General features: G+C 31.1%; 18 protein-coding genes. 16 read left to right on the top strand and 2 right to left on the bottom strand.

What is annotated here, in order from left to right; translation table 11 throughout:
* Positions 1-354 precede the first annotated feature (354 nt).
* The 11 genes from L1S49_RS18550 to L1S49_RS18500 all read left to right on the top strand — a co-directional run bounded on the left by L1S49_RS18550 (position 355) and on the right by L1S49_RS18500 (position 10,423).
* Positions 355-882: an RNA polymerase sigma factor gene (locus L1S49_RS18550; protein WP_238906884.1), complete on the top strand. Its 528-nt coding sequence runs from the start codon at positions 355-357 to the stop codon at positions 880-882.
* Positions 869-1,855 (top strand): DUF4179 domain-containing protein, encoded by a 987-nt coding sequence (locus tag L1S49_RS18545; protein WP_238906883.1) that lies wholly within the window; start codon positions 869-871, stop codon positions 1,853-1,855. Before L1S49_RS18550 ends, L1S49_RS18545 begins: the two co-directional genes overlap by 14 nt.
* 106 nt (positions 1,856-1,961) lie before the next feature.
* Entirely contained in the window at positions 1,962-2,534 is a 573-nt protein-coding gene (locus L1S49_RS18540) for a TetR/AcrR family transcriptional regulator (RefSeq protein ID WP_238906882.1), read from the top strand.
* A 131-nt stretch (positions 2,535-2,665) separates the two neighbouring features.
* Positions 2,666-3,643: a DUF5692 family protein gene (locus tag L1S49_RS18535; RefSeq protein WP_238906881.1), complete on the top strand. Its 978-nt coding sequence runs from the start codon at positions 2,666-2,668 to the stop codon at positions 3,641-3,643.
* Between the two features lie 188 nt (positions 3,644-3,831).
* A complete protein-coding gene (gene hypB, locus L1S49_RS18530) occupies positions 3,832-4,503 on the top strand; it encodes a hydrogenase nickel incorporation protein HypB (RefSeq protein ID WP_238906880.1) in 672 nt (223 codons plus the stop codon).
* A gap of 24 nt (positions 4,504-4,527) precedes the next feature.
* On the top strand, positions 4,528-7,209 hold the full coding sequence (locus L1S49_RS18525) for an FAD-dependent oxidoreductase (RefSeq protein ID WP_238906879.1): 2,682 nt from the start codon (positions 4,528-4,530) through the stop codon (positions 7,207-7,209).
* A 16-nt stretch (positions 7,210-7,225) separates the two neighbouring features.
* Positions 7,226-7,567, top strand: a complete 342-nt coding sequence (gene hypA / locus L1S49_RS18520) for a hydrogenase maturation nickel metallochaperone HypA (RefSeq protein ID WP_238906878.1) — start codon at positions 7,226-7,228, stop codon at positions 7,565-7,567.
* Between the two features lie 97 nt (positions 7,568-7,664).
* Positions 7,665-8,117: a pyridoxamine 5'-phosphate oxidase family protein gene (locus L1S49_RS18515; protein ID WP_238906877.1), complete on the top strand. Its 453-nt coding sequence runs from the start codon at positions 7,665-7,667 to the stop codon at positions 8,115-8,117.
* 170 nt (positions 8,118-8,287) lie between these two features.
* Positions 8,288-9,088 carry an HAD family hydrolase gene (locus tag L1S49_RS18510; protein ID WP_238906876.1) on the top strand — a complete coding sequence of 267 codons (801 nt, stop codon included), beginning with the start codon at positions 8,288-8,290 and terminating at the stop codon, positions 9,086-9,088.
* Between the two features lie 161 nt (positions 9,089-9,249).
* Complete coding sequence (locus L1S49_RS18505) at positions 9,250-9,804, top strand: hypothetical protein (protein ID WP_238906875.1); 555 nt, start codon at positions 9,250-9,252, stop codon at positions 9,802-9,804.
* 139 nt (positions 9,805-9,943) lie between these two features.
* Positions 9,944-10,423, top strand: a complete 480-nt coding sequence (locus tag L1S49_RS18500; protein WP_073016514.1) for a DUF2798 domain-containing protein — start codon at positions 9,944-9,946, stop codon at positions 10,421-10,423.
* A gap of 42 nt (positions 10,424-10,465) precedes the next feature.
* Here L1S49_RS18500 and L1S49_RS18495 read toward each other — a convergent pair whose 3' ends face one another.
* Positions 10,466-11,350, bottom strand: coding sequence for an alpha/beta hydrolase (locus L1S49_RS18495; RefSeq protein ID WP_238906874.1), 885 nt, complete (start codon positions 11,348-11,350; stop codon positions 10,466-10,468).
* A gap of 173 nt (positions 11,351-11,523) precedes the next feature.
* Between L1S49_RS18495 and L1S49_RS18490 the strand changes: the two genes are divergently transcribed.
* The 4 genes from L1S49_RS18490 (at position 11,524) to L1S49_RS18475 (ending at position 14,843) form a co-directional block, all read left to right on the top strand.
* Positions 11,524-11,766, top strand: a complete 243-nt coding sequence (locus L1S49_RS18490; RefSeq protein WP_238906873.1) for a TetR-like C-terminal domain-containing protein — start codon at positions 11,524-11,526, stop codon at positions 11,764-11,766.
* Positions 11,767-11,817: 51 nt separating this feature from the next.
* Positions 11,818-12,594: a class I SAM-dependent methyltransferase gene (locus L1S49_RS18485; protein ID WP_238906872.1), complete on the top strand. Its 777-nt coding sequence runs from the start codon at positions 11,818-11,820 to the stop codon at positions 12,592-12,594.
* An 86-nt stretch (positions 12,595-12,680) separates the two neighbouring features.
* Positions 12,681-13,589 carry a LysR family transcriptional regulator gene (locus tag L1S49_RS18480; protein WP_238906871.1) on the top strand — a complete coding sequence of 303 codons (909 nt, stop codon included), beginning with the start codon at positions 12,681-12,683 and terminating at the stop codon, positions 13,587-13,589.
* A gap of 141 nt (positions 13,590-13,730) precedes the next feature.
* Positions 13,731-14,843: a 5-methyltetrahydropteroyltriglutamate--homocysteine S-methyltransferase gene (locus tag L1S49_RS18475; protein WP_238906870.1), complete on the top strand. Its 1,113-nt coding sequence runs from the start codon at positions 13,731-13,733 to the stop codon at positions 14,841-14,843.
* Positions 14,844-14,932: 89 nt separating this feature from the next.
* Here L1S49_RS18475 and L1S49_RS18470 read toward each other — a convergent pair whose 3' ends face one another.
* Positions 14,933-15,241: a PadR family transcriptional regulator gene (locus L1S49_RS18470; protein ID WP_238906869.1), complete on the bottom strand. Its 309-nt coding sequence runs from the start codon at positions 15,239-15,241 to the stop codon at positions 14,933-14,935.
* A gap of 130 nt (positions 15,242-15,371) precedes the next feature.
* Here L1S49_RS18470 and chrA point away from each other — a divergent pair, with 130 nt between their 5' ends.
* On the top strand, positions 15,372-16,571 hold the full coding sequence (gene chrA / locus L1S49_RS18465; protein WP_238906868.1) for a chromate efflux transporter: 1,200 nt from the start codon (positions 15,372-15,374) through the stop codon (positions 16,569-16,571).
* The last annotated feature ends 22 nt before the right edge of the window (positions 16,572-16,593 follow it).

Raw genomic sequence — 16,593 nt, 5'->3', positions numbered from 1 at the left:
GCGAGTAGCGCCGCCAGTATCATGCCCTTATAGGGCTTAATCAAGCCTCCGGCTGAGCCGGTGGTACTTGACTCTTTAGGCAATTATAGTTAACTAGAACTGTGGATAACTCTATGAGATGAATTTGTCGTTAGATGTTAATGCTACTTCTAAGAATAAAAAATAGGAATTGAGCGCCTGCCAGATTTTCCTCACATGCGTTTGGAAAGGCAGATGCGCAAAAAAAATCGACGGCTCATAATCGCCTTGACAATTTTTTTATGCAGTTATAAATTTAATAAAATATTTTTTATGTAGGGAACAATTACCCTTTCATGTATGTCTTATTGATGAGATTGGAAAGGAGGGAATTTATTGAATATAGAAAAACTAGTTAAGAAAGCGACTAAAGGAAATAAAGATGCCTTTGTTGAATTGATGAAAATTTATGAAAGAGACATGTACAACCTAACAAGATATATGTTAGGAAATAATGAAGCTACATATGATGTAGTCCAAGATACGATTTTAACTGTTTATGAGAAGATATCCACGCTAAAAAATCCAAGTTCATTTAAAAGCTGGCTATTAAAAATAGTAGTGAATAAAAGCAAAAGTGAACTTTCTAAACAAAACAAGATTATATATTTGGAAAATAGTATTGAAATTCCTATAATTGATAAGGACTTAGAAAAGATTGAGTTAATGAGCTTAGTTTCTGATCTGCCTGATGACTTTAAATCAGTAATAATATTATTTTATTTTAATGATCTTAGTTATAAAGAAATATCTGAAATTTTGGATATTCCAGAAGGTACAGTTAAATCAAGATTATTTAGAGGTAAAGAAATATTACACAAAATTATATATATGGAGGAGGATAAGGCTAATGGAAAAGGATAATTTTCTAGATTTAATTGAAATATCAAAAAATGAAGATATTGATGAAGGATTTCACAAGATATTTGATAAAACCTTAAATAACCTACCAAAGAAGAAAAAGCATACTAAATTATTTAAGATAGCTGCATCAATGGCGTTGGTTGCCATTTTGTCTAGTTATACCATGGCATTTGCAGACAGCCTCCCAATAATAAGTAACATAAAAGATTATTTTTATGCACCAGAAGAGTATGTTAAATATTCAAAAAATATTGATACATCAATTCCATATAAAAGTTATATAGTCGATATCAAAGACGTAATATTCGATAATAACTTTATTATATACTCATATTCAATTACTAGAAAAGATGGAAAAGCATTTGAAGAAATGGAGGAAGAAAAGCTAGAACTTTCAGTTTTAATAGATAAAGAATATTTACCTAAAGATAGTGGATATAGTGGTAGTTGCTTTAACAGAGTAAAAAGTGATACTGAAATATCTTATATAAACTATTATATCGTTAAACCATTAAATCTTCCAGATAAGATAGGAGTTACTTTTAGCCTTTCAGATGAAGGAAAGATAAAAAAATCAGTTAAATATCAACTAGATAAAGGTGAGTTGGCTTCTCAAAATATTGATGTTAAATTGGATAAACAAATTAATACAGAGGAAGGATCAATTTATTACGATTCCATTTCTTTTACACCTTTTGGTGCTGTCTTCTTCTCTCAAAATAGAGGTGGCTGGGACTTCAAAGATAGAGATCCATACTATTTTGCATTATTTGATGAAACAGGTAGACAATTAACCCTACCATCAACTTCTAAGGGATTTGATTATAATAATAAAGTTACTGACATTATTAAAGAACTTACTTCTAGCGAATATAAAGGGCATAAAAGCATAACAATTAAAACCTATGATAGTAGGAATGGAAAAGCAGTTGAGAATTCAGAAGTAACAGTAACTATACCTACAACAAAATAAGGTTCTTATAAGTTTAAGTTTCAATTAATCTAGTTTATTGGTATAATTTTCTATAGTGAATATTCTTTATTATAAAATCTTATATGTTATTTTTATGGAGAAGATTATGAAACAAAACGCCAAAACAGCTATAATTAACTCTTTTAAAGAATTATTGAATAAAAAATCATTAGACAAAATTACGGTTACTGGTATCTGTGAGCATTGTGATGTTAATAGGCAGAGCTTTTATAATTACTTTAGTGATATCATGGATATTTTTAAATGTATATTTTATGATGAATTATCACAAGAAATAGCCCAAAACAGAACCTTTGAAACATGGGGTGGTGGTTTTTTAGCTACCATGCATTATTTTAAGAAAAACTCTAAAATGATTTTACATGTTTATAATTCTTCCTATTGGTCAGAGGCTAATATTTATATATCTGAGCTTTCTAGAAATCTACTTAGTAGTGTTGTTAACGAATGTTCAATTGAGATGGGTGTTAGTTTGAATGAAAATGATCAAAACTTTATAGTTAATTTTTATAGACATGTCTTTAATGGGATCATAGGTGATTGGGTTAGTGAAGGTATGGTGGAAGAACCTGAGATAGTTCTTAAAAAACTTCTTATAATGATAACAGGAAGTATTCCTCGTTCTATAGATATATTTGTAAAAGAAGGATTAAAATAATTAATAGTTTCATATAGTAAGAAAGTGTTTAAAGTAGACACTTTCTTTTTTTTGTCTATTGAAAAACAAATTGCAATAAATGTAAAATTAATACTGAGGGATAATTTTACAAATTATTAGGGGGAGAGATTATGTTTGTTTTTAATTACTCTGAAGGAGCTACTTTTTTAAGTGTATGGGGAGTATGGATATTAATATTTATAGCCCTTTTTGTATTTAACGAAGTTGCTAGAAAAAATAAGTACGTGGGATTATTTTGCTTTGTTGTATTACCAGTAATTATTTCAGTTTTATGGTTTACAGTATTAAGTGATACTACATATACTGACTGGTTTCATCTTGCAAAGGTTTATTCTGCTACAGCTGGATGTATTGGTTTTTGGTGTATAAGACATCTTAAGTTTAAAAATAAGTTTACAGGTAAGGAGTGGAGACTTGCAGATAAAAAATGGGCTTTATGTTTCCCACCACTTATTCTTGCTATAAACATAATGGAAGCTGTTGCCCGTGATTTTCAAGTTGGGTTTCAATATGCTGGTGGCGGTATAGCAGATGGCATGTATGTACTTGGTGGACCATGGAATTTTATGAATGCTATAGCTGGTATTTTAAATATCATAACCATAACTGGATGGCTTGGAATTACTATAAGAAAGAAAACCAAAAATGACAATAGTAGAGACATGCTATGGCCAGATATGCTTTGGTTTTGGATAGTTGCCTATGATCTATGGAATTTTGCATATACCTATAACTGTCTTCCAGGACATTCATGGTATTGTGGTTTTGCTTTACTTTTAGCCCCAACTCTTTGTGCTTTTACATCTGGAAAAGGTGCATGGCTTCAACATCGTGCCCAAACTTTAGCAATATGGTGTATGTTTGCCCAAACCTTCCCATCATTTATAGATAAGGGAGCCTTTGCAGTTGCTTCATCTTATAATCAATTGCCATTAATCACATTTAGTTTAGCATCCTTAGCTGCAAATGTATTGGTATTTATTTATATGATTTATAAGGTTATTAGAACAAAAAGAAATCCTTATCTTGGAGAGTTATATACAGACCTTAGCGAATACAAAGAAATTAAGCAACTTGGGGAATATTAAGTGAAACTTGATTCAGGTGGAGTTTGCTCCCAATCTGAATCTTAGTTGAACTTATCTAGGGTCGTGCCACTGTTATCTCCCGCCTTAATAGAGGATGGGAGTGTTACAGTGGCTAGACATCAGATAAAGTTGTTGTTAATAAATTAAATAACATGAGAGCTTAATAACTAGTAGAGGAGTAAATATTTATGGACGAATATAAAATTCTTGAAATTAAACAAAGTGTTTTTGAAGATAATGATAGACAAGCTGATTTACTTAGAGAAGATTTAAAGAAAGATAAAACCTTTTTATTAAATCTTATGTCCTCACCAGGTTCAGGTAAAACAACTACAGTTTTAAGAACCATTGAAGCCTTAAAAGATGAAATGAGTATAGGAGTTTTAGAAGCAGACATTGATTCAGATGTTGATGCTAACACAGTTTCAAAAACTGGGGTTAAAGTAATACAATTACACACAGGTGGAATGTGCCATCTTGATGCTGATATGACAAAGCAAGGTTTATTAGGACTTGGAACAGAAGGAATTGATTTTGCAATTTTAGAGAATGTAGGAAACCTAGTGTGCCCGGCAGAATTTGATACGGGAGCCTCTAAAAATGCAATGATTTTAAGTGTACCAGAAGGAGATGACAAGCCTCTAAAATATCCTTTAATGTTTTCTATTGTTGATGTTGTTTTAGTAAATAAGATTGATGCTTTAGACTATTTCGATTTTGACTTGGAAGCTGTAAAAGAACGTGTAAAAAAATTAAATCCTAATATTAAGGTTATTCCAATCTCAGCTAAAAAAGGTGAAGGAATGGATGAGTGGATAGAGTGGATACGTAATGAAGTGAAAATGTGGAATGAGAATTAGCAGTTATTTTGGGAGGGTATTAATATGGTAAAGAAAAAAGTACTTGAATTATCTAATAAAATTGCTGCTGGTATTACTGGTGGGTTAGTAAAAGTAAAACCAACAGATCCTGAGTATAGAATTTTAGAACCTGTAACTTCAGATGAGGAAGCTGAAATAGCACTTTATTTAGAAATTCGTAAGCCTAAAACAGTCAAGGAAGTATCAAAACTTTGTGGTAAGCCAGAGAATGAAGTTGAGAAAATTTTATACAAAATGGCTGTAGATGGATCTATTAAGGTTGAAAAAGAAGATGGCGTAGACATGTATAGCCTTGAACTTTTTGTTCCAGGTGTTATGGAGTATATGGTTGACAATAAGGAAAACGTAGAAAAGTATCCAGTAATTGCTGAATGCTTTGAAGAATATACAAGAAAACTTGGGGCCTTAATGGCTGGAAATATTCCAGTAGGTTTAGGTGTAATGAGAGTCATACCTATTCAAAGTGCTATAGATGGAGATACAAGAAAAGCTTCCTATGAAGAAATAGAAACACTTATTGAAAAACATGAGTTATTTGCAGTTACTGATTGTGCTTGTCGTGCTTCTATGAGGGTAATCGGTGAAGGGTGTGGACACACGGTTGAGGACATATGCATACGTCTAGGGTCAGCAGCTGAATATTATATTCGTACAGGAAAAGGTAGAGAAGTTACTAAAGAAGAGGCTAGAGAGATTTGTTTGAAAGCTGAAAAAGAAGGATTGATGCATCAAATTCCTAATCTATCAGGTCCTGGAAATGCTTTAGCTATTTGTAATTGTTGTGGTTGTTCATGTTTTGGGTTAAGAAATGCAAATCTTTATAGAAACCCTGATTGGTCTCGTTCAAATTACGTTTCTCAGGTAGATATAGATAAATGTGTTGCTTGTGGTGAATGCGTTGAGAATTGTCCATCAAATGCACTAACTTTAGGATTAAGTCTTTGCACTAAAGAACCTATTAAAGCTTCAGTTGAAAAAGAAACCCCTTATGATACTCAGTGGGGAAAGGATAGATGGGACTTTAATTATAGAACTAGAAAAGTTGTTGCAGAAAGTGGAACAAGCCCATGTAAATCAGAATGCCCAGCGCATATAGCAGTTCAAGGTTATGTTAAAATGGCATCTTACGGAAAATATAAAGAAGCTTTAGAACTTATAAAAAAGGAAAATCCATTTCCAGCAGTTTGTGGACGTATTTGTCCAAGAAAATGTGAAAGTGCTTGCACTAGATCAGGTGTAGATGAACCACTTGCAATTGATGAAATTAAAAAATTCATAGCTGATCAAGACTTAAAAGCAGAACATCGTTTTGTACCAGATAAAAAAGCAAAAAGAGAAGAAAAGATAGCTATAATAGGTGGTGGTCCAGCTGGATTATCTTGTGCTTACTTCTTAGGTGCTGAAGGTTATAAGGTAACAGTATTTGAGAAGCAAAATAAACTTGGAGGAATGCTTACTCTTGGAATTCCATCATTTAGATTAGGGAAAGAAGTAGTTAATTCTGAAATAGAAGTTTTAAAGGAGTTAGGAGTAGAATTTAAAACTGGAGTAGAAGTAGGCAAAGATATTACTCTTAATGAACTAAGAAATCTTGGTTACAAGGCTTTTTATCTAGCTATTGGTGCTCAAGGTGGAAGGAAATTAGGTCTTGAAGGTGAAGATGCTAAAGGAGTAATAACAGGCGTAGAGTTTTTAAGAAAAGTAAATCTAGGTGAAGAAATAAAATTAGAAGGTGATGCAGTTGTAATTGGTGGCGGAAATGTTGCTATAGATGTTGCTAGAACTGCTGAAAGAATAGGCGCTTCTAATATAAGTATGTATTGTTTAGAAAGTAGAGAAGAAATGCCAGCACTTGAGGAAGAAATAGAAGAGGCTTTATCAGAAGACATTTCAATAAATAATTCTTGGGGTCCTAAAGCAATTATTCAAGAAAATGGTCAAGTAGTTGGAGTTGAATTTAAAAAATGTATTTCTGTATTTGATGAAAATAATAGATTTAATCCTAAGTTTGATGAAAATCAGACTATGTTAGTTAGAACAAATAATGTTCTAATTTCTGTTGGACAAGGTATAGAATGGGGAGATTTATTAAAGGATTCAAAACTTGAGTTAAATCCTAATAAAACTCTAAAAGTTCAGTCTCTAAGTTACCAAACAGGCGAAGAAGATGTTTTTGGAGGAGGAGATGCTGTAACAGGACCTAAATTTGCAATTGATGCTATAGCATTAGGAAAACAAGGAGCAACCTCTATACATCGTTATATTCATGGAGATAATTTAATTATAGGTAGAGAAAGAGAATATCATGCTTTTGATAAAGAAAACCTAGATAAAGATGGATATGATAGTCTACCAAGACAAAGAACTCTTCATGTAGAGGGCAGTAAATCAAAAGAAACCTTTAAAGATTTACGTGTAACATTTACTGAAGATCAAGTAAAAAAAGAAACTGAACGTTGCTTAGGCTGCGGTGCAACTGTTGTTGATCAATATCAATGTGTTGGCTGTGGAATATGCACAACTAAATGTAAGTTTGACGCAATTAGCCTTGTTAGAAAATATGATAGTGCTGGAGTTGAGTTTAAGGATATGAAATCTACTGTCATTAAACATGTTATTAAGCGTCAAGGAAGAATTGCAGTAAAAAAAGTTAAAAAATCTATAGGTTCAGTTTTCTCAAAGTAGAACGAGGTGAGTTTAATTGCATGAAGTTGGAGTTATGATTGAAGTAGTTAAAACTGTAGAAAAGTTTGCAAAACAAAATTCAATAACAAAGATAGAAACCCTAGTACTTCAGATAGGTGAGATTTCATCTATGGTTCCAAGGTATATAAAGGCCTGTTATCCCATGGCATCAGAAGGAACAATATTAGAAAATGCAAAACTTGAAATAGAGGTATTACCCTGTAATGCTATCTGCAAAGAATGCAACAAAGTTTTTAATCTCTTAGAGAGAAACCATAAATGCCCGAAGTGTGGAAATGATGATTTTGATATATTGAGCGGAAGGGAATTTAATATCAAAGAGATAGTTGCTTGTTAAAAAAATTATCTATTCAATTATGTTGAGCTTAACTAAAGTTATATGCTAAAATTACCATTATATAAATATATTTGGAAGTTTAGTGGGAGGTTTTAAAATGACTGATGAGAAAGTAATCTTTGAAAGCAAGGAACTAGTTGAAAATTCAGGAATTGTTATGGTTGGTACAAATGGTGAAGATGGATACCCTAATATAAAATCAATGATGAGACTAAAGTACGATGGGTTAAAGAAGTTTTGGCTTAGCACAAACACATCAACTAAGAGAGTAGAACTTTTAAAAAAAGATAATAAGACATGCTTATATTTTGTTGATGAAAATAAATTTGCTGGACTTATGCTTGTAGGTACAATTGAAATATTACAAGATAGAGAGTCTAAAGAAATGTTATGGTCAGAAGGGTGTGACGTGTATTATCCATTAGGCATAGATGATCCTGACTATACTGTATTATGCTTTACAGCTGAATGGGGTAACTATTACCGTCATCTGAAAAATGTAACTTTCAAAATAGAAGATACTTATAATGTAGTTATAGAAAATATGTAATGTCACTCAAAGGATTAAAAGGCTAAAATTAAGTATAAATCTATATAAATCTACTTCAAAACACTGTAGTATTCAGAAATGAATTTACAGTGTTTTTCATATAAAGAAACGAAATTTTTTATATCTTATGGTAGAATTAATATATATTAACAATGTAGGGGAGTGGCGAAATGGCAAATAAGATAACGTTTTTAGATATTGATGGAACTATGGTGGATGTGCCTTCTGGAATGGTTGAGCCTGCTGAAAGTACTGTTAAAGCATTAAATGAGTTTAGATCTAAAGGAAATTATACTGTTGTAGCAACTGCAAGGTCAAAAGCACCTACAAGTATTTCTAATTTAGATTTTGATGGATATATATTTTGTAATGGAAATTATATAGTCTTTAAAGATGAAGTATTGTATGATAACTGTCTTTCAGTAGAAGATATAAAATATATTATAAATCTTTCTAAAAAATATAATGCTGAATATATATTTAGTGGAATTGATGGTACATGGAGTAATGATTTAGATAATCCTCTGAATATAAAACATAGAGAATTATTTTTAGGTACAAAAGATAAACCTAAAGATGCATTTTTATCATGGGAGATTGAAGATGTACATGCTAACATGTCTACAGTACTATTTGAAACAGAGGAAGACATGCTTTCTTTTAAAGAAGAACTACCAAAAAACTGGAGTGTACATCCTTATGTTGAAGCAAATATCAGAATGGATATCCATCTTCCTGGATTATCAAAAGGCACAGCAGTGGAATTCTTATTTAACAAATTAGGAATTTCAAAAGAAGATACATTTGCCTTTGGAGATGCCCAAAACGATATTGAAATGATTAAGCTTGTAAAACATGGAATAGCAATGGGAAATGGGACAGATGAGATAAAGTCAATAGCTTATTATGTTACTGATGCGGTAAATAATGATGGAATAGCTAAAGCCTTAAAGAAATTTAAGGTAATTTAATAGTTTTTCATAAGTTGATATTTAAGATCACCCCTGATAAGAAATATGAATATATTAAAGTCTTCAAAAATGGACAAGAGTCACATTTTGATTCAGTGGGGGCTTAATGTATTATCATTAAATAAATATTTAGGCGATAATTTTGTTAATGGGGGATGTAGATGAAGCTAGGAATAAATAAGTGGTTTATAATAATAGGAACTGCTATTTTGATATTATTACTTTATTATAACTATAAAACTAAGGTTGATTCTAACGCATATAAAGCACCGACTGATTCACAAGTTCAGGAATTTATAGAAACTAATAATATAAGCTTTTTGGATAAAAAAGATATACACAATGAATATACGATTGTACCATTTTATGATGGCAATCAAGTTGGATTTTATACTTTATATTCAGATCATAAAGGAGAAGTTCAAAGTAGATATATTATGAGTTCTGTTTCTAAAAAAGAAAGTAAAGTTTTTGTTGCTGGAATTTCACCTAAAAATCCATATGCAATCATTATTATAATGGATGAAAGCTTGAAAAAAGAAACTAAAAAAGCAGTAGTTGAATTATCAGAAGGGGTTACTATAGAGGAAAGTGGTGAAAATAAATCAAGCTATATTTTAACTAATAATAAAATAGACGATGAAAAAATCTTTATGGGCGATATAAAATTATATAATTCTTCTAACGAAGTCATTTACTCATTAAATGAGAATTAGAAAAATATAAATTAATTTTCTTGACTTTTTTAAATTTGCATTGATATAATAATCAACGAAACATGTGGTGCTTTGCACGTAAATCTGATTTACGCACAAGCACCACATGTTTTTTATTTTATTATTTAGGAGGGTTAACATGCCAAAAACAAAATTCGAAGAAATAATTTTTACACTAATTATGGTATTTCCAATGGTATATATTATGACTGTTTATAATATTGCTATTGCAACAGGTGGATTACAATATGAAACATTTGTACAAGCTATTCTAGCTATGTGGCCAATATATTTAATAGCTTTTATAGCAGAAAAATTAATAGTAGGAAAATTAGCCAAAAAACTTGCATTTAGAATTGTATCACCAACAGATAAACCAATATTTATAATACTTGCTATATCATCATTTACAGTTTGCATAATGGCTCCTTTAATGAGTTTAGCAGCTACTATTCTCCATAATGGATTAACAATAGATATTCCATTATTATGGTTGACTGCAATAGTTAAAAACTTCCCTATGGCACTATTTTTACAAATTTTCTATGTAGGACCATTAGTGCGTTTGGTTTTTAGAACTATATTTAAGCCTCAAGCTGTAGTTAGGAAAGTAGCTTAAATGCACGCTTACTTCAATTTGATATATAAATAAATTTTATTATCAATTTCGTTCAGAAATAAATGAAGTTATCTTATTTGTATATTCCTCAGGGTTTATAAGTAAGGCAAGATGCCCACCCTCCATGTTACTTATGACAGTTGGGTGTGGCATTAATCTAATTAAAGCATTCTTCAGCTCATCACTAAAGATAGTATCTTCTTCAGAGAAAATAATCATCACTTCATCGTAGAAAGGTTCAAAATCCTCTGGCTTATGAGTTCCATACTCATTCATTAAGTCACCTATTAGTAAATCCATGTGATACCAATATTTTTTTGTTATAGATCCTTTTAATATATCAGCTATACTAGCTAACTTATGTTCAATTTCTTTATTAGGGGCAACCTTTTTAAATGCAAGTTTTAGGAATGGAATTAACAATTTTGTAGGGATACATTTATCTATCATAAGATTCTTTTTTAGTTTTTTGGGATTTATAAATTTCACTATATTAGTAATTCCATTGTACGTCAAATCATTATACATTGAACAAGTACCTGATAATATTAAACCTTTTAATAATCTTGGGTGACGTTTTGCCATAACTTGAGCAAACAAGCCCCCATAGGACTGACCTACCAAATACACATTATGAGCGTCAAGTTGACAAAGTAATTCAGCTAAAGCATCTGCAAGTTTAGCATTTGTATTAAAACCTAGTGGATAGTTAAATGTAAGTAAGCTATATTTACTAATAAATGAACTACAAAGTAGAAAAACTCCATCAGCAAGCCCCGTACCACCAGCTAAAAAAACTAATGTAACATCATTTTCAGGATGTAAATTTTTATAATAACGATATGAAAAATCACTTCCGTTTATATTTGCATTTTGAATTGGCATTACACTATTATATTTTTCAAATTCATTCTTTATATCTATCACAAAATAACCTCCCAATATATTAAATATCCTATGTGCACACTTGTGCCAAGCTCTATAAATGCAGTATAATACTCATAAAGATATTTTACAATATTTAGATAAAAAATGGGCACAATACTTAAAAAGTGTGCCAAAAGGCGTAGAACTTTTTATCGTTACTTTAGAAGTCAAATATGCTATATTTTATTGGGGATAGATTACCTGAATTCATGGTAAAAGTAGCAGTAATGGTAGAACATATTAATCCTGATGAAGTAGCGTTTACAAAAGATAATCAAGATAGTTATTACTATGCTCACTTTTTTAATATTGGTGGTTATTGGAGTATAACAACACGATGGTTAGAAAATGAACATAGAGAGTTACCAGAAGAAATGGCAAAGATAATTGAGGAAATTGTCTATAGAAAACTTTAAGAATATAGTATAATCTTTCTTATAATATAATAATTGATGAGGTACATAAATATGACAATTGAATTAGAGAAACATTATAATAAGTTTTGTGAAGATAAGAGGTTAACTAGAAAATATGCACAAGTAGAGTTTTTAACCTCTATGAAATATATACATGAATATCTAGGGAATAATAAAGAAGCAAAGATTTTAGATGTTGGTGCAGGGACAGGCAGATACTCAGTTGCTTTAGCAAATGAAGGTTACGATGTTACAGCAGTAGAACTTGTTAAACACAATCTTGGTGTTTTAAAGTCAAAAGAAAGTAACGTAAAGGCTTATCAAGGAACAGCATTAAATCTATCAAGGTTTTCAGAAAATACTTTTGATGTGACTTTGGTATTTGGGCCAATGTATCATTTATACACTCATGAAGATAAAGTAAAAGCTCTAGAAGAGGCAAAAAGAGTAACTAAATCTGGAGGAATTATCTTAGTTGCATACATTATGAACGAATATAGTGTAGTTACATATGGCTTTAAGGAAAATAATATTCGTGAAAGCATTAAAAATGGAAAGCTGACTGATGATTTTCATGTTGTAGCTAAACCAGAAGACTTATATGAATATGTAAGAATTGAGGATATTAATAAGATTAATGAAGCTGTTGGTATTCAAAGAGTGAAATTAGTAGCAGCTGATGGACCAGCTAACTATATGAGGTCTACTATAAATGCAATGGATGATGAAACCTTTAAACTTTTTATGGATTATCATTTTTCAACTTGCGAAAGAGCTGATTTACTAGGGGCAAGTGCTCATACTTTAGATATATTAAGAAAAGATTAGAATCTAGAGGAATTTAATGCAACCACTTCATGGTATGCTACAGTAATAAGGTGGACGTTCTAAGAAAAGAATAGGGAGAGAAAAATATGACATTACAGCAGTTAAAATATGTTGTAACGGTTGCGGATAAAGGAACCATTAGTGAAGCTGCTAAGGAGTTGTTTATCTCTCAACCTAGCCTTACTAAGGCTATTAAAGAACTTGAAAATGAAATGCATATTACTATATTTAACAGAACTAATAAAGGAATTGTAGTATCAAATGTTGGGGATGAATTTCTGGCTTATGCAAGACAAGTTCTTGAGCAAGCTAGCCTACTCGAAGAAAGATTTTTGAACCTTAAAAAGCAAAGTCCTAGATTTTCGGTATCTACTCAGCATTACTCTTTTGCGGTAAATGCCTTTGTTGATGTTATTCGAGAATTTGGCGGAAATCAATATGATTTTACCCTTAGAGAAACTCAAACCTATGAGATTATTGAGGATGTAAGCAGATTAAAAAGTGAAATAGGAATTTTATATACTTCTTCTAAAAATCAAGAGGTTATTATGAAACTAATTAAGCAAAACTCACTGGAGTTTCAAGAACTTTTTATAGCAAAACCACATGTATTTATTAGCTCAAAACACCCGCTTTCAGATAGAGAGGTTCTTACTTTAGAAGAATTAGATGACTATCCTTATCTTTCTTTTGAACAAGGGGATTATAATTCTTTTTATTTTTCAGAGGAAATCCTAAGTACCCTTGATCGGAATAGAAATATTAAAGTTAGAGATAGAGCTACCTTGTTTAATCTAGCCATTGGTTTAAATGGGTACACAGTAAGTAGTGGAATAATAAGCAAAGAATTAAATGGAGAAAACATTATAGCTAAACCTCTTATGGTCAATGAGTATATGCGTATAGGAACAATTACTCAAAAGAATATGCCTCTTAGTAGGTATGGAAAGGCATATATGGAGTCTTTAAAAAGACACGTATCTGAATATGTTTAATAGAATATTAATGTGTGCTTGATATAGTTTAAAGCTATAACAAACACACATTTTTTAGTATTTTTAAATATCATAAATATAACTTATACTTATTTTAAAGAGAAAAAACAATTTAATTTAAATAAGTTAGGAGAGGGTAAAATGAGTAATAATGCACCTTTTAAATATGATATTGTAGGAAGTTTTTTAAGACCAGAGGAGTTGAAACAAGCAAGAAGTGAGTTTGCTGAAGGGAAAATAAGTGGAGAAGAATTAAAAAAAGTTGAAGATAAAGCTATTATAGATTTGATAGAAAAACAAAAAGCAGTAGGACTTCAAGTTATAACAGATGGAGAATTTAGAAGAAGTTCATGGCATCTTGATTTTATGTGGGCATTTAATGGAGTTGGACATGCGAAAACTAAAACAGGAATACCATTCCATGGTGAGCCAGCATTAATTGATGACACATTCCTTACTTCAAAATTATCTGTTGAAAATCATCCATTTGTTGAACATTTTAAATTTGTAAAACAATATGAAGATGAGGGTAGAGTTGCACGTCAGACAATACCAGCGCCAGCACAATTTTTATTTCAAATGATAACGGCTGGAAATCAAGAGAGTACTAAAGCTATTTATGAAAATGAAGAAGATTTAATTCAAGATATTGCTGATGGATATAAAAAAGTAATTAAAGAGCTCTATGAAGCAGGTTGTAGAAATATACAATTTGATGATTGTACTTGGGGAGTTTGCGTAGATCCTAATGCTTGTCTAATACTTGGAACTGATGAAGCTGGACTAAAAAAGGTTATTGATAAATTACTGAAGGTTAATAATCTTGCAATTGAAGATAAGCCTGAAGACTTAGTAATTACAACTCATATATGTCGTGGTAACTTCCATTCTACTTGGGCTTGCCAAGGTGGTTATGGGCCTGTAGCAGAAGATCTTTTCCAAAATGAAAATGTTGATGCTTTTTACCTAGAATTTGATGATGAACGTTCAGGTAACTTTGAACCACTTAAATATGTTAACAGTAATAAGAAAGTTGTATTAGGACTTATAACAACAAAATCTCCAGTGCTTGAGGATAAAGAAACTATAATAAACCGTATTAAGGAAGCCTCAAAATATGTTCCATTAGATCGCTTATGCCTAAGCCCACAGTGTGGTTTTGCTTCTACTGAGGAAGGAAACAAAATAACAGAAGAAGAGCAGTGGGCAAAACTTAAATTAATACAAGAAATAGCTAAAGAAGTGTGGAAGTAATTAAAATAATGAATATATAAATTTAGCTATAATAAAATTCCCTATTGGTAATCATATAAGTTATCAATGGGGAATTATTATATTTATGATTACTCTTTTATTTCTTTAAATAACTCATAGGCCTTCTTACGTGCCTCTTGTAATATTTCATCACCTAATTTCGTGCTTTTATAATACTTTCTTATTTTTCCGTCTACCAATTTTTCTTCTTTTTCTAATAATCCTTTTGATTCCATCCCATGAAGTAGAGGGTATAGAGTCCCAGGACTCATATCATAACCATGTTCTCTAAGTTCTTCTATCATCCAAGAGCCATAAAAGGGTTCTTTTTTTGCATGATGAAGAATATGGATTTGAATAAAACCTAAGAAAAATTTTCTTAAAATTTGTTCTTGCATTATATATCACTCCTATGTATAATTTAGATATCGGCACTCGATATCAGTGTCTGATATCATTATATCACTGAGTTATTCTAAATTCAAGTAATATAGAGATACTAAATTAAGATTGGAAGGAGGCTAAATTATGGGATTCAATGAAAATATTAAAAAAGAAAATAGAGTTGGCTGGGGAAGTTTTTTGAAGGATGTATTTATTTGTTCTTTAGGTTCTTATGGAGGCCCAGAAGCTCATTACAGTGTGTTTACAGATCAAATGGTAATAAAGAAAAAGTATTTAAAGGAAGAAGAATTGGTAGAGTTAATTGCTTTATGTAGTATTCTTCCAGGCCCTAGTAGTACACAAACCATTGTAGCTATAGGTTATAAAGTTGGGGGACCATTTTTAGCATTTTTAACAATGTTAGTTTGGGCACTACCAGTAATTACAGTGATGACCTTGCTTTCCTTCATATATCAATTTTTGAATAGCAAAAATATATCTGAAGCTGGACTCCGTTATATTGGTCCAATGGCTGTAGGATTTATTGTGGTAGCAGCATATAGAATTGGTGTAAAAGTTGTAACAGATAAGATTACCATAGGATTATTCCTACTTGGTGCTATAACAACTTATTTTATTCGTGAGGCTTGGGTTTTTCCACTGGTTTTAATTATTGGTGGAGTTGTTAGTATTATAACTTCTAAAGAGAAAAATCTTTGGAATAGAGTTAAAATAAATCCCCCTTGGGTCTATTTAATTGCTTTTGTTGTTATAACATTTGGAAGTATTGCTCTTACATTATTATGGGATAATAAAATAGTTCACTTGTTTGAGAGTTTTTATCGTTATGGTTATTTAGTTTTTGGTGGAGGTCAAGTAGTGGTTCCTGTTATGCATAGTGACCTCGTACAAGTGAATCAATATATGACAAACGAAGAGTTTTTAACTGGTTATGGTCTCGTTCAAGGATTACCTGGTCCAATGTTTAGCTTTAGCGCTTATGCAGGAGGTATGGCAGCACGTGGAGGAAGTGTATTAACTCAAGTTTTAGGAGCTTTAGCAGGGGGAATAGGAATATTTTTACCAGGACTTCTTTTAATCTTCTTTATTTATCCAATATGGGAGAATCTTAAGAAGATTAAAGGAATAAAAGTATCCTTAAAAGGAATAAATGCTGTTGCTGGTGGATTAATTTCAGTAGCTGCCGTAATTTTAATGCAAAAAAGTGGATTAGTAATTGATAATATTATTGTCACACTAATTACCATGGGACTATTAATATCTAAAAAAATACCAGCACCAATTATTGTAGTTTTAGCAATAGTTACAGGATTTATTATATAAATTATGTATCTCGAGAATTTAA

The sequence above is a fragment of the Clostridium sp. YIM B02506 genome, from assembly GCF_022324845.1.
Lineage (GTDB): Bacteria > Bacillota > Clostridia > Clostridiales > Clostridiaceae > Clostridium_T > Clostridium_T intestinale.
Note: the sequence above shows the minus strand (reverse complement) of the source record. Positions and strands in the feature narration are given on the sequence as shown.